Source organism: Variovorax ureilyticus, from assembly GCF_050632185.1.
Taxonomy (GTDB): domain Bacteria; phylum Pseudomonadota; class Gammaproteobacteria; order Burkholderiales; family Burkholderiaceae_C; genus Variovorax; species Variovorax ureilyticus_A.
In genome coordinates, this window is sequence record NZ_CP192579.1 from 788,436 (window position 1) to 804,409 (window position 15,974).

The following is a 15,974-nucleotide window of genomic DNA, read 5'->3' on the forward strand; positions in this document are numbered from 1 at the left end:
TGTAACAGGCCCAATGACACTCCGCGGGCCCCACAGAGGGCGCTCACGACCATAACAGGAGACAAATCGAATGACAGGTTCAACTGCAGGCGTCCTCGGCGGTAACGGCATCGGCGTGGCTGTGCCGGAGCCGGGCTTTCTTGACAAGGAACGGATCATCGCGGGGCCGGGCTTCAACCGCTGGCTGGTCCCGCCGGCCGCATTGGCGATCCATCTCTGCATCGGCATGGCCTATGGCTTTTCGGTGTTCTGGTTGCCGCTGTCGAAGTCGCTGTCCACCGCCGGGACCGGCGCCAAGGCCTGTCCGAGCGACATGGGCTTCTTCGCCGAGCTTTTCGCCACCGGCTGCGACTGGCGCATCGCCACGCTGGGCTGGATGTACACGTTGTTCTTCGTCTTCCTCGGCTGCGCCGCGGCGCTGTGGGGCGGCTGGCTCGAACGCGCGGGTCCGCGCAAGGCCGGCGTGGTGTCGGCCGTGTGCTGGTGCGGCGGCATGCTGCTCTCGGCACTGGGCATTCACCTGCATCAGTTCTGGATGATGATCGTCGGCTCCGGCGTGATCGGCGGCATCGGGCTCGGGCTCGGCTACATCTCGCCGGTGAGCACGCTCATCAAGTGGTTCCCCGACCGGCGCGGCATGGCGACCGGCATGGCGATCATGGGCTTCGGCGGCGGCGCGATGATCGGCTCGCCGCTCGCGGTGGACCTGATGAAGGCTTTCTCCAGCCCCACGGACGTCGGCGTGATGCAGACCTTCGTCGTGATGGCGCTGGTCTACTTCGTGTTCATGATGGGCGGCGCGCTCGGCTACCGCGTGCCGGCGACCGGGTGGAAGCCCGAGGGCTGGACCCCGTCGCCCGCGCAGACCCATAACGCGATGATCACGCAGCGCCATGTGCACGTGAAGAAGGTGTGGGGCATCCCGCAGTTCTGGCTCGTGTGGATGGTGCTCACCATGAACGTGAGCGCCGGCATCGGCGTGATCGGCATGGCCAGCCCGATGCTGCAGGAGGTTTTCGGCGGCAACCTGATCGGCGTGGCCAAGAAGTTCGGAGAACTCGACAAGACGCAGCTCGCATCCATCGCCACGGTGGCGGGCGGCTTCGCGGCACTCTTGTCTCTGTTCAACATCGGCGGGCGCTTCTTCTGGGCGAGCCTGTCGGACAAGCTGGGCCGCAAGCTCACCTACACGGTGTTCTTCGTGCTCGGCGGATTGCTGTACTGGAGCATCCCCTCGTCCGCCGGCGCGGGCAGCAAGCTGCTGTTCGTCGGTGCGTTCTGCATCATCCTGTCGATGTACGGCGGCGGCTTTTCGACGGTGCCGGCCTACCTGGCCGACCTGTTCGGCACGCAGATGGTGGGCGCCATCCACGGCCGGCTGCTGACCGCATGGGCGACGGCGGGCATCCTGGGCCCGGTGGTGGTGAACTACATGCGCGAATACCAGCTCGGGCTTGGCATTCCGCGCGAGCAGGTCTACAACCAGACCATGTACATCCTGGTCGGCATGCTCGTGATCGGGCTGATCTGCAATCTGCTGGTGCGCCCGGTGGCGGACAAGCACTTCATGAGCGATGCAGAGCTGGCCCACGAGAAGAGGCTCGCGCACGAAAAGGCCCTCGCGGCCGAGGCGGGCTCGGCTTCGTCGGGCGGCAGCGGTGCGGCCAGCCCCGCCGTGGTGGCGCTGGCCTGGCTGGCAGTCGGCGTCCCGCTGGCCTGGGGCGTCTATCGCACACTGGTGGCCGCTGCGAAATTCTTCAATTGACGTGAGAGACAGGCGCCCGGCCCACGCCGGGCGCCAAGCCAAATGAATGACACAGGCACCGAAAAAAGAATCAGGGAAGTCGCGGTCGCAACGCCCGACCAGTTGCGGGAGCGCATCCGGCGAAAAAGCAAGCTCAAGGGCCGACAGCCCGAGGAAGCCTCGCTGGAGCAGGTGCGCGAGCTGATCGGCCCGCCGCCCGGTACAGCCGCCGACGGCTATCCGCGCGATCTGCTGATCGAGTACCTGCACAGGATCAACGACACGCACGGTTGCCTGCGCGACCACCATCTGGTCGCGCTCGCGAAGCTCATGAACCTCCCGATGGCGGAGGTGTTCGAGGTCGCGAGCTTCTATCACCACTTCGAGATCGTGCGTGGCGGCGAGGACGCGCCGGGCCTCACGGTGCGCGTGTGCGAGAGCCTCTCGTGCGAGATGGCCGGTGCGAAGGATCTGCTCGCGCGGCTGCCCGCGCTGCTGGGGCAGGCCGGACGCGACGACGTGCGGGTGATCTCCGCGCCCTGCATCGGCCGCTGCGAGCAGGCGCCTGCGGTGGCGGTGCACCAGCGGGCAGTGCCGTGCGCGACCGCGGAGAAGGTGCTGGCCACCGTTCTTTCCGGCGAATCGCTTCAGGCCGGGCCGCCTGCCAGGAGGTCTGTTGCGCGCTTCGAGCCCGCCGAGCTGGCGCAGCGAAGCGTCTCGCCGCTTTCGGGTCAGATCGAAGTGCACCCGGCCTATACGGACTACGCCACCTACCGTGAGCAGGGCGGCTACCAGCTCGCCGCGGCCCTGGTCGGCAACGAGAAGGAAGCGGAGACGGTCATCCGCGCGATGGAGAACTCGGGCCTGCGCGGCTTGGGCGGCGCGGGATTCCCGACCGGGCGCAAGTGGCGCATCGTGCGCGACCAGCCGGCGCCGAAGCTCATGGCGGTGAACATCGACGAGGGCGAACCCGGCACCTTCAAGGACCGGGTCTACCTCGAGCGCGATCCGCATCGCCTCCTCGAAGGCGTGCTGGTTGCCGCGCGCATCGTCGGCATCGACGCCTGCTATCTCTACCTTCGCGACGAATACCACGACTGCCGCGAACTCCTCGAGGCGGAACTCGCCGGGCTGCGGGCCGATCCGCCTTGCCCGCTGCCGCACATCGAACTGCGACGCGGCGCGGGCGCCTACATCTGCGGCGAAGAGTCCGCGATGATCGAAAGCATCGAAGGCAAGCGCGGCGAACCGCGCATGCGTCCGCCCTACATCGCCCAGGTGGGCCTGTTCGGCCGGCCGACGCTGGAGCACAACTTCGAGACGCTCTACTGGGTGCGCGACATCGTGCAGAAGGGACCGCAATGGTTCAGCGCCTTCGGCCGCCATGGCCGCAAGGGGCTGCGCAGCTTCAGCGTGAGCGGGCGCGTCAAGTCGCCCGGCGTCAAGCTGGCGCCGGCAGGCATCACGGTGCAGGAGCTGATCGACGAATACTGCGGCGGCATGCAGGAGGGCCACACGCTCTACGCCTACCTGCCGGGCGGCGCGTCGGGCGGCATCCTGCCCGCGCGCATGAACGACATCCCGCTGGACTTCGACACGTTGCAGCCGCACGGCTGCTTCATCGGATCCGCGGCGGTGATGGTGCTCAGCCAGCATGACCGCGCGCGCGACGCCGCGCTCAACGTGATGCGTTTCTTCGCGCACGAGAGCTGCGGCCAATGCACGCCGTGCCGTGTCGGCACTGCGAAGGCGGCGGCGCTGATGGAGGCGCCGGTGTGGGACAACGCCACGCTTGAAGACCTCGCGCAGGTCATGGGTGATGCCTCCATCTGCGGATTGGGGCAGGCTGCGCCCAATCCGATCCGCTGCATCCAGAAGTACTTTCCCCAGGAGGTCGCCGGATGAACGCGCCTGCCAAGATCGCCGAACTGCTGCCGCAGACGGTCGAGTTCCAGCTCGACGGAAAGACCGTGGAGGCCTTCGAGGGCGAGACCATCCTCACGGCCGCGAAGCGCCACGGGGTCGACATCCCGCATCTGTGCTTCAAGGAGGGCCTGCGCCCCGACGGCAACTGCCGTGCCTGCGTGGTCGAGGTGAAGGGCGAACGCACGCTCGCGCCGAGCTGCTGCCGCACCGTCGCGGCCGGCATGGAAGTGCAAGCCACCAGCGAGCGCGCGATGAAGAGCCAGAAGATGGTCGTCGAGATGCTGCTCTCGGACATGCCCGACGCGGGCTACAAGTGGATCGGCGACGACGCCACCCGGCAGCACGGCGAGCTCAGCGAATGGGCCGCCAAACTCGATGTCGCGGTCCGGCCCGAGCTGAAGGCGCTGCGCCGCGAACAGCCTGCACCCGATGTGTCGCACCCGGCGATGGCGGTGAATCTCGATGCCTGCATCCAGTGCAACCGCTGCGTGCGCGCCTGCCGCGAGGAGCAGGTCAATGACGTGATCGGCTATGCGCTGCGCGGGCAGGACTCGAAGATCGTCTTCGACTTGGACGACCCGATGGGCGACAGCACCTGCGTGGCCTGCGGCGAATGCGTGCAGGCCTGCCCGACGGGTGCGCTGATGCCCAAGAGCCACATCGGTTCGCAGAAGGTGGATCGCAAGGTCGATTCGGTATGCCCGTTCTGCGGCGTGGGCTGCCTGATCACCTACAACGTCAAGGACCCGGACCCGACAGGGGCCGTCCCGGCCCGGATCGTCAGCGTCGACGGCCGCGACGGCCCGGCCAACCACAGCCGGCTGTGCGTGAAGGGCCGCTTCGGCTTCGACTACGCGCACCATCCGCAGCGCCTCACCAAACCGCTGATCCGCAAGCCCGGCGTGCCCAAGACCTTCGACGACGCACCCCGCCCCGGCGACTGGAGCGAGGCCTTCCGCGAGGCAAGCTGGGACGAGGCGCTGGCGCTCGCGGCCGGCAAGCTCAAGGACCTGCGGGACACGCATGGCCGCAAGGCGCTGGCCGGGTTCGGCTCCGCCAAGGGCAGCAACGAGGAGGCCTATCTGTTCCAGAAGCTGGTGCGTACCGGTTTCGGCAGCAACAACGTCGACCACTGCACGCGGCTGTGCCATGCATCGAGCGTGGCGGCCTTGCTCGAAGGCGTGGGCTCCGGCGCGGTGAGCAACCAGGTCAACGACGTCGAACACGCGGACCTGATCATGGTGATCGGCTCCAACCCGACCGCGAACCATCCGGTGGCCGCCACCTGGATGAAGAACGCGGCCAGGCGCGGCGCGAAGATCGTGCTGGCCGATCCGCGCCGCACCGACATCAGCAAGCATGCGTGGCGCACGCTGCAGTTCAAGCCCGACACCGACGTCGCGATGCTCAATGCGCTCATCCATGCGGTGATCGACGAAGGGCTGGTCGACCAGGCCTTCATCCGCGATCGCGCCAGCAATTTCGAGGCGTTGCGCGAGAACGTGAAGGGCTACAGCCCGGAGGCGATGGCGCCGATCTGCGGCATCCCGGCCGAGACCCTGCGCGAGGTGGCGCGCGCCTTCGCGACCGCCAAGGGCGCAATGATCCTCTGGGGCATGGGCGTGAGCCAGCATGTGCACGGCACCGACAACGCGCGCTGCCTGATCGCGCTGGTCACCGTCACCGGCCAGATCGGCAAGCCGGGCTCGGGCCTGCACCCGCTGCGCGGCCAGAACAACGTGCAGGGCGCGAGCGACGCGGGGCTGATCCCGATGATGTTCCCCAACTACCAGCGCGTCGACAACGCGGGCGCGCATGCGTGGTTCGAGAACTTCTGGGGCGTGCCGCTGGACGACAAGCCGGGCTACACCGTGGTGGAGATCATGCACAAGGCGCTCGCACCCGACGACGATCCCCACAAGGTGCGCGGCATGTACATCATGGGCGAGAACCCGGCCATGAGCGACCCCGACCTGAACCACGCGCGCCACGCACTCGCGAGCCTCGCGCACCTGGTGGTGCAGGACATCTTCATGACCGAAACCGCGTGGCTCGCCGACGTGGTGCTGCCCGCGAGCGCCTGGCCCGAGAAGACCGGCACCGTGAGCAACACGGATCGCATGGTGCAGCTCGGCAAGCGGGCGCTCGATCCGCCGGGCGATGCGAAACCCGATCTCTGGATCATCCAGCAGCTGGCGAATCGCATGGGCCTGCCCTGGAACTACGAGGGCCCCGAATCCGGCGTCGCGGCGGTCTACGAGGAGATGCGGCAGGCGATGCATGCGGCGATCAGCGGCATCAGCTGGGAGCGGCTGCAGCGCGAATCGAGCGTGACCTATCCGTGCCTCTCCGAGGACGACCCGGGCCAGCCGATCGTCTTCGTGGACAGGTTCCCGACCGCCGACGGCCGCGTGAAGCTGGTGCCGGCCGACATCATCCCGGCCGCCGAGCGGCCCGATGCGGACTACCCCTGCGTGCTCATCACCGGCCGCCAGCTCGAACACTGGCACACCGGCAGCATGACGCGCCGTGCCACGGTGCTCGATGCCCTGGAGCCGATGGCGACCGCGTCGATGAACCAGGCCGACCTGGACGCGATGGGCCTTCAGGCCGGTGACGTGATCACCATCCGCTCGCGGCGTGGCGAAGTCGCGATCCATGTGCGCCGCGACGACGGCACGCCGCATGGCGCGGTGTTCGTGCCCTTCGCGTACTACGAGGCGGCGGCGAACCTGATGACCAACGCGGCGCTCGACCCCTTCGGCAAGATTCCGGAGTTCAAGTACTGCGCGGTGAAGATCGAGCGCGGCGGCGTGCCGGTGCCGGCAGCGGGTTACGGAACCGGCGCGACGGGGGACAATCCACCCCAGTCATGGACAGCCTCGAACTGATCAGAACCTTTCGCGAAGTCGCTTCGTACGGCAGTTTTTCCCGGGCCGCGAGCAAGCTCGACGTCTCCAAGGCCACTGTCAGCAAGTACATCGCCGAGCTCGAATCGCGGCTCGGTGTGCGGCTGCTCAACCGCTCCACGCGTGCGGTGAGCCTCACCGATGCCGGCGCGCTGCTGCTCGACCGCAGCAAGCCGATGATGGAGATGTTCGAGGACACCCAGGCCGAAGTGCAGGAGCACGCGAGCCGGCCGACGGGCCGCCTGCGCCTGTCGGCGCCGCTCGGCGCGGGGCAAGGCGACCTGCCGAAGCTGATCGGCGATTTCATGGGCCACTACCCTGACGTCGGCATCAGCCTGCACCTGACCAACCGCAGCATCGACATGGCCGAGGAGGGCATCGACCTGTCGCTGCACTTCGGGCCGATCGAGGACGAGAACCTGATCGTGCGCAAGCTCGCCCGCCGCAGCCTCGTGGTGTGTGCCTCGCCGCTGTACTGGAAGAAGCACGGCAAGCCCACGCATCCGAGCGAGCTCGCCACCCACGACGCGCTCACGCACTCGCGCCTGGGCCCGCACCCGCAGTGGCGCTTCGAGGTCGACGGCAAGCCCTTCGACGTGGCGGTGAAGTCGCGCATGGATGCGACCGAGGCCGCACCGCTCATCCAGGTCGCGATGCAGGGCTTCGGCGTGATCTACCTGCCCGAGATGCTGGTGCAGCCGCACGTGGACCACGGCGAGCTGGTGCCGGCGCTGCAGGCCTACACGCGCAGCGACATGTGGCTCTCGGCCGCCTACCTCCAGCGGCGCCACAACAGCGCGGCGCTGCGGGCGTTCCTCGACTTCCTCGAAATGAGCTTCAAGCGGCAGAACAAGGGCGCGCGCTAAGCCGGCGTGTGGACGGCGTTCGTGAAGTAATGCTCTTGACTGACCCACGCGTTTCGAAATGCGCGGGATTAAGCCTTCTGTTTCTGTCTTTCGGTTTGGACTTGCCGTCCTAAGCTTCGATGCAAGTCAAACGAATTACAGGAACTGGCATGGCAAGACTGATCATCCTGGCCCGGCACGGCAGCGTGCGGCAGGTCAACCTCGCGGGCCCGATCACCACCATCGGGCGCTCGCATTCCAACAACGTGTGCATCGACAGCGACCGGGTGAGCCGCCACCACGCCGCCATCCAGTGGACCGGCGAGCACTACATCCTCACGGACATGGGCAGCCGCAACGGCACCTACGTGAATCGCGAGAGAGTCCGCGCGCACGAACTGAGCAATGGCGACGTGATCCTCGTCGGCGACTGCCAGCTTCGCTTCCTGTGCAACAGGCGGGTCGAGGTGCCGGTCGATGCGCTGCGGCTGATGCCGGCGCCGGGCGAGTTCCTCCAGCTCGTTCCCGTTCGCTGATCAGGCGGCGCGCGCTTCGGCGCGGTGCTGCACGGGCGCCACGGCGTTTTGCGTGACGGGCGCTGCGGTCCGCGGACGGCGCTCGCTGATCAACCGGGCCGCCAGCTGCGCGGCCATTTCCAGCTTCTTGAGATCGCGCGCCTCGACGGCCGGATCGGGATTGAAGCTGAACGAATACAGGGTGCCGTAGATCCCGCCATTCACCACCACGGGGGCGCTGAGGTAGCAGCCGGCCGGCACGCGGGCGTTGAGCACCTGCCGGCAGAAGGCCATTTCCAGCGGCTCCGCCTGCTCGTCGATGAACTGGGCGCGCTGCAGGGCCTGCGGGCGGTGCGTCACGCGCTGGCCGTCGACCACCTCGCAGACGAAGGCGGCGTCCATGCCCTGTTGCTCGCGCAGCAGCTTCAGCACCTGATGGACGCCCGGATCGATCAGCGGATCGCAGTAGGTCGGCGTGGCGATGAGCAGGTCCGACACCGTCACCTCGAGGGCGCCGGGGGCGAAATCGCAGTCGTAGTAGCTCATGAGCAGAACCTTCTTGTTACTTTGTGTGAATGGCTCTATTGAACCGCATAGCACCCCGTTTTCCAAAAAATGAGAACTTAGGTTTCTGGTGTATTGCCGAATTTGTCACAAAAGTACTACAGGATGTACTACTTTGTTACCCTCGGCGGCCCGATTCCCGCGATCGCCTGTCGTTTCCGGCGCATCGGCTATCGTCCGCCGCATGGCGCAATCCGAAATTCAACCCCCGGGCGGCCACGAGTCGCCCCTCGACGTCGCGGTCGTGATGCGGCGTGAGCGCCTGCACGGGCCGTCGAGCCACTGGCAGCCGTGGCGCTGGACGCTCGACGACGTGGTGCCCGACGAACCGGGCTTCGGCCGTGAGCCGCGTCTCTTGCGCGACGGCGAAGAGGTGCAGCGCTGGCTGCACCCGGGCTTCAAGGTCGAACTGTTCCGCGACGAGGCCGAGGGCTATCACCTGAACGCCTCGTCGCCCGCCCCCTGCTGGTTCGTGCTCTGGCGGATGGACGAGGAGGCCACGGTGGCCGCCGAGCCGATCCCGCGTCCGGTGGTCGTGACCCTCAGCTATGACGAAGCCGGACGGTGGCTCGACGCGCAGGAAACCGTCGAGCAGGTACCGGCGCCCGCGGAGGTCGTGGCGTGGCTGCGCGCCTTCGTCGATGAGCACTATGTGATCGAGCCCAAGCGCCGCAAGCGCCCGGAGAGCTTCCGTTCGCTGACCGACCGCTTCGGCAACGCCGCGAGCGTGTCCACCGAAAAGCCGCGCGGCCGGGGAGCCGGCGATGTCTGAAGGCTTCTTCGACCGGTGGTCGCGCCGCAAGCAGCAGGCGCGCAGCGGGGAGATGCCGGACGAGCCCCGGGCGCCGCAAGCGGCACCACGCGAGTCGGACCGGCCGGCGCCGCCGTCGCCGGGCGAGCCCGCAATCCCCGCCGATCGGTCGTCCGCCGAAGCCGCCGAAGCGCCGCCGCTCACGCTGGACGACGTGAGGGCCCTGCCCATGGACTCGGACTTCCGGCCCTTCGTGGCGCAGGACGTGGCGCCCGAGGTGCGCAACGCCGCCTTCAGGAAACTCTTCTCCGATCCGCACTTCAACGTGATGGATGGCCTGGACACCTACATCGACGACTACTCCAAGGCCTCGCCGCTGCCCGAGGGCGTCTTGCGCCAGATGGTCAGCGCGAAGTTTCTGAAGCTCTTCGACGAAGACCCTTTGCACCCCGAAGAAACTCCCAAGGGTGATGGATTGGACGCCGTGGCAAAGTCCGAACATTCCGGGGATCTTCCCTGCCCGCCGGTGGCCGATGCGCAACCTGCCAGCCAAAAGACTGATGACCACGACGCTGATCTGCGACTGCAACCAGACGATGCCCCTCGAGCCGAAGGCGCTCGGGGCCGCGCTGACTGAATCCCTCCCACTGCATTCGGCACTTTGCCGTCGCGAAGCGCCCTCGTTCCAGCGGGCGATCCAGTCCGGTGACGACGTCGTGGTCGCGTGCACGCAGGAAAAGAGACTCTTCGGCGCGCTGGCGCAGCAGACGCCCGAAGCGACCTCCCCGATCCGCTTCGTGAACATCCGCGAGACCGGCGGCTGGAGCCGCGACGCGAAGAGCGCGATGCCGAAGATCGCCGCGCTGCTGGCGGCCGCGGGGCTGCCCGAGCCCGATCCGGTTTCGACCGTGGGCTATGCCAGCCAGGGCCGGCTGCTGATCGTCGGGGCCCTCGACGAAGCCGAGCAGGCCGCTGCGCTGGTGGCCGATGCGCTCGAGGTCACGATCTTGTCGCGCGGGCCCGGCGTCGCCGGCGGCGCGCAGGAGCGGCGCTGGCCCGTGATCGCAGGACGCATCGATGCGCTCGCCGGGTGGCTCGGCGCGTTCGAGCTGCAGTGGACGCAGGGCAACCCGATCGACCTTGACCTGTGCACGCGCTGCAATGCCTGCGTGAGCGCCTGCCCCGAGCAGGCCATCGGGCTCGACTACCAGATCGACACCGCGAAGTGCACGTCGCACCGCGACTGCGAGCGCGCCTGCTCCGTGGCCGGCGCGATCCGGTTCGATCGCGCGCCGGAGCCTCAGGACGCCGCCTTCGACCTCGTGCTCGATCTGGGCGCGGCGCCGCTCATCGATTGGCATGCGCCGCCGCAAGGCTACTTCCACCTTCCGGGCGGCATGGCGCATCCGAAGGCCGCGCAGACCTTGATGCGGCTGCGCGAGCTGGTCGGCGAATTCGAGAAGCCGAAATTCTTCGACTACAGGCAGAAGCTCTGCGCACACAGCCGCAACGAAGTCGTCGGCTGCAACGCCTGCATCGAGGTGTGCTCGGCCCACGCGGTGGAGAGCGACAAGGAGCGCCAGCGCATCGTCGTCAACCCGAACCTCTGTGTCGGCTGCGGCGCCTGCACGACGGTGTGCCCGACCGGCGCGCTCGGCTACACCTATCCGCGCACCCCGGACCAGGGCCTCAAGCTGCGCACGCTGCTCGCGACCTACGCCGCCGCCGGCGGACGCGATGCGGCGCTGCTGCTGCATAGCGAGGAGGGCGGGCGCGCGCTGGTCGAGCAGCTCGGCCGGGCGGCGCAGCTTCGCAAGGCGCACGGCGTTCCTGCGAACGTGATCCCGGTGGCGCTCCACCATGCAGCCAGCACGGGCATCGATCTCTGGCTGAGTGCGGTCGCGTTCGGCGCGTCGCAGGTGTGCGTGCTGGCGACCGGCGAAGAAGCGCCGCAATATGTCGCGGCGCTGAAGAAGCAGGCGGAGATCGCACAGGCGCTTCTGCACGGCCTCGGCTACACCGGCACGCATTTCAGGCTCATCGAAGCGGCATCGCCGGCGGCGCTCGACATCGCGCTGGCCGGTTTGCGCGAGACCCGGCAAATCGTGCCGTCCAAGGCCGCGCGCTTCGCGGTCGGTGCGGAAAAGCGCAGCACACTCGAACTGGCGCTCGATCACCTGATGGAGGAGTCGCCCGCGTTGAAGACGCCGGCCGATGTGCCGCTGGCGGTCCCGTTGCCCGAAGGCGCACCCTTTGGCGCCATCACGGTCGACAAGGACAAGTGCACTCTGTGCCTCGCCTGCGTCGGCGCCTGCCCGGCGAGCGCGCTCCAGGACAACAGGGAATCGCCGCAGCTGCGGTTCATCGAGAAGAACTGCGTCCAGTGCGGGCTTTGCGCAACCACATGCCCGGAAGATGCGATCGATCTCATGCCGCGCCTGCTGGCCTCGCCCGCGCGCAAGCAGCCGACGGTGCTCAACGAGGCCGGGCCGTGGGCCTGCATCCGCTGCGGGAAGCCCTTCGGCACGCAGAAGGCCATCGAGGCGATGCTGGTCAAGCTGGCTGGCCACGCGATGTTCCAGGGCGAGGCGCTGGATCGCCTCAAGATGTGCAGCGACTGCCGGGTCATCGACCTGTACAGCGCGCAGGACGAAATCAAGATCACCAGGATCACGCAACAATGAGCCAGACCTTCCCTGCGACCTCGGCCCTCGACGAAGAAATCGCGCGCGCGGAACTCTACGGGCTGCTCGCGCGGCTCTGGTATGCGGCACCGGATGCCGAGTTGCTCGAAGCCTTCCAGGTCGCGCCGACCGAGGCCCCGGCGGCCGGCGCCTTTCTCGAGGAACCGTGGCGGCACCTCGTGGGTGTCGGGCGTGGCATGGATGCCGCCGCGCTCGGCGACGAATACGACGCGCTCTTCGGTGGCATCGGCAAGCCGGAGGTCTTTCTGTTCGGCTCGCACTACCTGAGCGGCTTCCTCAACGACAAGCCGCTGGCCAAGCTGCGCAACGACCTCGACCGGCTCGGCCTCGCGCGCGAGGAGACCGTGCCCGAAACCGAGGACCACATCGCCTTCCTGTTCGAGGTGATGCGCTATCTGATCGCGGGCGAGGACGTCGAGGTGGCCAACCTGACCCATCAACGGGCGTTCTTCTCGGCCCACATCCAGCCCTGGCTTGCGGCCATGTGCGATGCCGTGTCGCGGCACCCGAAGGCCCGTTTCTACGCCGCGCTGGCGGCGCTCACGCGCGCCTTCGGCGAGGTCGAGGCCCAGGGCTTCGACATGCTCTGACCGAGAACGGGGGAAATCTCGGAGGGAATCCCAGACCCGCGGCATCAGGGTCTCGACTACTATTCGAACTTATGTAACTTGTTTCATATCTGACTGGTGCGTCAGCCAATCCTGGAGTTCGTCATGCAGGACAGCCAAGCTTCCGGCCCACGGCCGGCTTCCCGTCGGGGATTCTTTTCGGCGCCGCCACGGTCGGCGCAGCCGCAGCGGCCGTCACGGTGCTGCCCAAGGTCGCCGAGGTGCCCGATGCCTCCGGCGCCGCGCCCGAGCCCAAGCCCGCGCCCGAAAAGGGGGGCGGCTATACGCTGAGCGAGCACGTCAAGCGCTACTACAAGACCGCGTCTGCCTGACGACGGAGGTGAACCCCATGCTATTGACCAAGAAAGCAGGCGGCGCGTCGCGTGACGGCGCTGCGACGCCCGCGATTGCCTCGAACCCCGCGTCGCCGTTCGTGCACAGCCTTCGGCGCGGACTTTCCAATGCCTTGCCGACCATGGACCGGCGCGCGTTCCTGCGCCGCTCCGGATTGGGGGTCGGCGTCGGCTTGGCGGCGGGCCAGCTCACGCTGATCCGCAAAGCCAAGGCGGCCGACGGCCAGCCCACCGCGATCGGTGCCGGCAAGGTCGAAGTCCGACGCACGGTGTGTTCGCACTGCTCGGTGGGCTGCGCTTCGGATGCCGTGGTCGAAAACGGCGTCTGGGTGCGCCAGGAGCCGGTGTTCGACTCGCCGATCAACCTCGGCGCGCATTGCGCCAAGGGCGCGGCGCTGCGGGAGCACGGCCATGGCGAATACCGCCTGCGCTACCCCATGAAGCTGGTGAACGGCAAATACCAGCGCATCAGCTGGGACACGGCGCTCGACGAGATCACCGCCAGTGCTCAAGGAGCTCAGCAAGGCCAGCGGCCCCGACTCGATCTACTGGATCGGCTCCAGCAAGCACAGCAACGAGCAGTCTTACCTGCTGCGCAAGTTCGTGAGCTTCTTCGGCAGCAACAACTGCGACCACCAGGCGCGGATCTGCCACTCCACCACCGTCGCGGGCGTTGCGAATACATGGGGCTACGGCGCCATGACCAATTCGTACAACGACATGCGCAACGCCAAGGTCGCGATGTACATCGGCTCCAACGCGGCCGAGGCGCATCCGGTCAGCATGCTGCACATGCTCCACGCCAAGGAGCACGGCTGCAAGATGATCGTGGTCGACCCGCGCTTCACCCGCACGGCCGCCAAGGCCGACGAGTACGTGCGCATCCGCTCGGGCTCCGACATTCCGTTCCTGTTCGGCATCCTGCACCACATCTTCAAGAACGGTTGGGAAGACAAGAAATACATCAACGATCGCGTCTTCGGCATGGACGAAGTGCGCGCCGAAGTGCTCGCCAAGTGGACGCCCGACAAGGTCGAGGAGGCTTGCGGCGTCAAGGAGGCGCAGGTCCTCAAGGTCGCGACCTGGCTCCACGAGAACCGTCCGGGCACCGTCGTCTGGTGCATGGGCCAGACCCAGCACACGATCGGCAACGCCATCGTGCGCGCCTCGTGCATCCTGCAGCTCGCGCTCGGCAACGTGGGCACCTCGGGCGGCGGCACCAACATCTTCCGCGGCCACGACAACGTGCAGGGTGCCACCGACGTCGGCCCGAACCCGGATTCGCTGCCCGGCTACTACGGCCTCACCGAAGGCTCGTGGAAGCACTTCGCGGCGAGCTGGGGCGTCGACTACGAGTGGATCAAGAGCCGCTACGCCTCGCCTGCGATGATGACCAAGCCGGGCATCACCGTGTCGCGCTGGATCGACGGCGTGCTCGAGAAGAACGAGCTGATCGACCAGGACTCGAACCTGCGCGGCGTCGTCTACTGGGGCCATGCGCCGAACTCGCAGACGCGCGGCCTCGAAATGAAGCGGGCCATGGACAAGCTCGACCTGCTGGTCGTGATCGACCCGTATCCGTCCGCGACGGCGGCGATGGCGGCGATGCCGGGCAAGCCGGAGGACCTCAACCCCAACCGCGCCGTGTACCTGCTGCCGGCCTGCACGCAGTTCGAGACCAGCGGGTCGTGCACCGCATCGAACCGCTCGCTGCAATGGCGCGAGAAGGTCATCGAGCCGCTCTGGGAGAGCCGCAGCGACCACATGATCATGCAGCAGTTCGCCGACCGCCTCGGCTTCGGCAAGGAACTGACCAAGAACTACAGGATGCAGAAGGTCAAGGGCATGGATGAGCCCTTGCCCGACGACATCCTGCGCGAGATCAACAAGAACTGCTGGTCCATCGGCTACACCGGCCAGAGCCCGGAGCGCCTTCAGGCGCACATGCGCAACATGGCGGCCTTCGACGTGGTCACGCTCAGGGCCAAGGCTTCGGTCAAGGACAAGGTCAACGGCTACGACATCGCGGGCGACTACTACGGCCTGCCGTGGCCCTGCTACGGCACGCCGGAGCTCAAGCACCCCGGCTCGCCGAACCTCTACGACACCTCCAAGCACGTGATGGACGGCGGCGGCAACTTTCGCGCGAACTTCGGCGTGGAGCGCAACGGCAAGAACCTGCTCGCCGAGGACGGTTCGCATTCGCTGGGTGCGGCCATCACCACCGGCTACCCTGAGCTCGATCACCTGCTGCTCAAGCGGCTCGGCTGGTGGGACGAACTCACCGCCGACGAGAAAGCCAAGGCCGACGGCAAGAACTGGAAGACCGACAACTCCGGCGGCATGATCCGCGTGTTCATGAAGAACCATGGCTGCCATCCCTTCGGCAATGCCAAGGCGCGTGCGACGGTGTGGAACTTCCCGGATGCGATCCCGCAGCATCGCGAGCCGCTCTACGGCACCCGGCCGGACCTCGCCGCGAAGTACCCGACCCACGACGACAAGATGGCCTTCTGGCGCCTGCCGACGCTCTACAAGACCGTGCAGCAGCGCAACATCGCGGACAAGATCTCGGAGAAGTTCCCCTACATCATGACTTCGGGGCGTCTGGTCGAGTACGAGGGCGGCGGCGAGGAAACCCGCTCCAACCCGTGGCTCGCCGAACTGCAGCAGCAGATGTTCATCGAGATCAACCCGAAGGTCGCGGCCGAGAAGGGCATTAGAAACGGCGAGCGCGCCTGGGTGATGACCCCGACCGGCGCGCGCCTGAACGTGCAGGCCCTGGTGACGGAGCGCGTCGGGCCCGATACGGTGTTCCTGCCTTTCCACTTCTCGGGGCACTGGCAGGGCGCAGACCTGCTGGCCTACTACCCGGAGGGTGCGCACCCGATCGTGCGCGGCGAGGCGATCAACACCTCGACCACTTATGGCTACGACAGCGTGACCATGATGCAAGAGACCAAGACGACGATCTGCAACGTCGAGAGAGCGTGAAGGAGAAGAACATGAACCCCCACGCTCATCATTTGATGTATTCGCTGCCCCCCGAGGGGG

Annotated in this window: 10 protein-coding genes and 2 pseudogenes; 11 read left to right on the top strand and 1 reads right to left on the bottom strand. The window is 67.3% G+C overall.

The window, feature by feature from the left end; translation table 11 throughout:
• The first annotated feature begins 70 nt into the window (after positions 1-70).
• The 5 genes from ACQ858_RS03790 to ACQ858_RS03810 all read left to right on the top strand — a co-directional run bounded on the left by ACQ858_RS03790 (position 71) and on the right by ACQ858_RS03810 (position 7,960).
• Complete coding sequence (locus ACQ858_RS03790; protein ID WP_431275478.1) at positions 71-1,765, top strand: OFA family MFS transporter; 1,695 nt, start codon at positions 71-73, stop codon at positions 1,763-1,765.
• A 42-nt stretch (positions 1,766-1,807) separates the two neighbouring features.
• Positions 1,808-3,649, top strand: a complete 1,842-nt coding sequence (locus ACQ858_RS03795; protein WP_431275479.1) for an NADH-ubiquinone oxidoreductase-F iron-sulfur binding region domain-containing protein — start codon at positions 1,808-1,810, stop codon at positions 3,647-3,649.
• Positions 3,646-6,561 (top strand): formate dehydrogenase subunit alpha, encoded by a 2,916-nt coding sequence (gene fdhF / locus ACQ858_RS03800; RefSeq protein WP_431275480.1) that lies wholly within the window; start codon positions 3,646-3,648, stop codon positions 6,559-6,561. Before ACQ858_RS03795 ends, fdhF begins: the two co-directional genes overlap by 4 nt.
• Positions 6,543-7,445, top strand: coding sequence for a LysR family transcriptional regulator (locus tag ACQ858_RS03805; RefSeq protein WP_431275481.1), 903 nt, complete (start codon positions 6,543-6,545; stop codon positions 7,443-7,445). The genes fdhF and ACQ858_RS03805 overlap by 19 nt, the downstream gene beginning before the upstream one ends.
• A gap of 149 nt (positions 7,446-7,594) precedes the next feature.
• Positions 7,595-7,960 carry an FHA domain-containing protein gene (locus tag ACQ858_RS03810; RefSeq protein ID WP_431275482.1) on the top strand — a complete coding sequence of 122 codons (366 nt, stop codon included), beginning with the start codon at positions 7,595-7,597 and terminating at the stop codon, positions 7,958-7,960.
• Here ACQ858_RS03810 and ACQ858_RS03815 read toward each other — a convergent pair whose 3' ends face one another.
• Positions 7,961-8,485 carry a hypothetical protein gene (locus tag ACQ858_RS03815; RefSeq protein ID WP_431275483.1) on the bottom strand — a complete coding sequence of 175 codons (525 nt, stop codon included), beginning with the start codon at positions 8,483-8,485 and terminating at the stop codon, positions 7,961-7,963.
• A 202-nt stretch (positions 8,486-8,687) separates the two neighbouring features.
• On the opposite strand from ACQ858_RS03815, the gene ACQ858_RS03820 reads away from it, so the two are divergent.
• The 6 genes and pseudogenes from ACQ858_RS03820 to ACQ858_RS03845 all read left to right on the top strand — a co-directional run bounded on the left by ACQ858_RS03820 (position 8,688) and on the right by ACQ858_RS03845 (position 15,914).
• Positions 8,688-9,275, top strand: a complete 588-nt coding sequence (locus ACQ858_RS03820; RefSeq protein WP_431275484.1) for a DUF3305 domain-containing protein — start codon at positions 8,688-8,690, stop codon at positions 9,273-9,275.
• Positions 9,268-9,891 carry a DUF3306 domain-containing protein gene (locus tag ACQ858_RS03825; RefSeq protein WP_431275485.1) on the top strand — a complete coding sequence of 208 codons (624 nt, stop codon included), beginning with the start codon at positions 9,268-9,270 and terminating at the stop codon, positions 9,889-9,891. The genes ACQ858_RS03820 and ACQ858_RS03825 overlap by 8 nt, the downstream gene beginning before the upstream one ends.
• The gene (locus tag ACQ858_RS03830) at positions 9,815-11,938 is read left to right on the top strand and encodes a 4Fe-4S dicluster domain-containing protein (protein WP_431275486.1); all 2,124 of its coding nucleotides are present in this window, start codon (positions 9,815-9,817) and stop codon (positions 11,936-11,938) included. Before ACQ858_RS03825 ends, ACQ858_RS03830 begins: the two co-directional genes overlap by 77 nt.
• On the top strand, positions 11,935-12,549 hold the full coding sequence (locus ACQ858_RS03835) for a TorD/DmsD family molecular chaperone (RefSeq protein ID WP_431275487.1): 615 nt from the start codon (positions 11,935-11,937) through the stop codon (positions 12,547-12,549). Before ACQ858_RS03830 ends, ACQ858_RS03835 begins: the two co-directional genes overlap by 4 nt.
• A 123-nt stretch (positions 12,550-12,672) precedes the next feature.
• Positions 12,673-12,899, top strand: a pseudogene (locus tag ACQ858_RS03840) (formate dehydrogenase).
• A gap of 17 nt (positions 12,900-12,916) precedes the next feature.
• A pseudogene (locus tag ACQ858_RS03845) lies at positions 12,917-15,914 on the top strand (formate dehydrogenase subunit alpha).
• The last annotated feature ends 60 nt before the right edge of the window (positions 15,915-15,974 follow it).

What these genes read in the sequence shown, in the direction of transcription:
- ACQ858_RS03790 (WP_431275478.1), top strand. Translation starts at nt 71, where the DNA reads ATGACAGGTTCAACTGCAGGCGTCCTCGGCGGTAACGGCATCGGCGTG.
- fdhF (WP_431275480.1), top strand. Translation starts at nt 3,646, where the DNA reads ATGAACGCGCCTGCCAAGATCGCCGAACTGCTGCCGCAGACGGTCGAG.
- ACQ858_RS03810 (WP_431275482.1), top strand. Translation starts at nt 7,595, where the DNA reads ATGGCAAGACTGATCATCCTGGCCCGGCACGGCAGCGTGCGGCAGGTC.
- ACQ858_RS03795 (WP_431275479.1), top strand. Translation starts at nt 1,808, where the DNA reads ATGAATGACACAGGCACCGAAAAAAGAATCAGGGAAGTCGCGGTCGCA.
- ACQ858_RS03835 (WP_431275487.1), top strand. Translation starts at nt 11,935, where the DNA reads ATGAGCCAGACCTTCCCTGCGACCTCGGCCCTCGACGAAGAAATCGCG.
- ACQ858_RS03825 (WP_431275485.1), top strand. Translation starts at nt 9,268, where the DNA reads ATGTCTGAAGGCTTCTTCGACCGGTGGTCGCGCCGCAAGCAGCAGGCG.
- ACQ858_RS03805 (WP_431275481.1), top strand. Translation starts at nt 6,543, where the DNA reads ATGGACAGCCTCGAACTGATCAGAACCTTTCGCGAAGTCGCTTCGTAC.
- ACQ858_RS03815 (WP_431275483.1), bottom strand. Translation starts at nt 8,485, where the DNA reads ATGAGCTACTACGACTGCGATTTCGCCCCCGGCGCCCTCGAGGTGACG.
- ACQ858_RS03820 (WP_431275484.1), top strand. Translation starts at nt 8,688, where the DNA reads ATGGCGCAATCCGAAATTCAACCCCCGGGCGGCCACGAGTCGCCCCTC.
- ACQ858_RS03830 (WP_431275486.1), top strand. Translation starts at nt 9,815, where the DNA reads ATGACCACGACGCTGATCTGCGACTGCAACCAGACGATGCCCCTCGAG.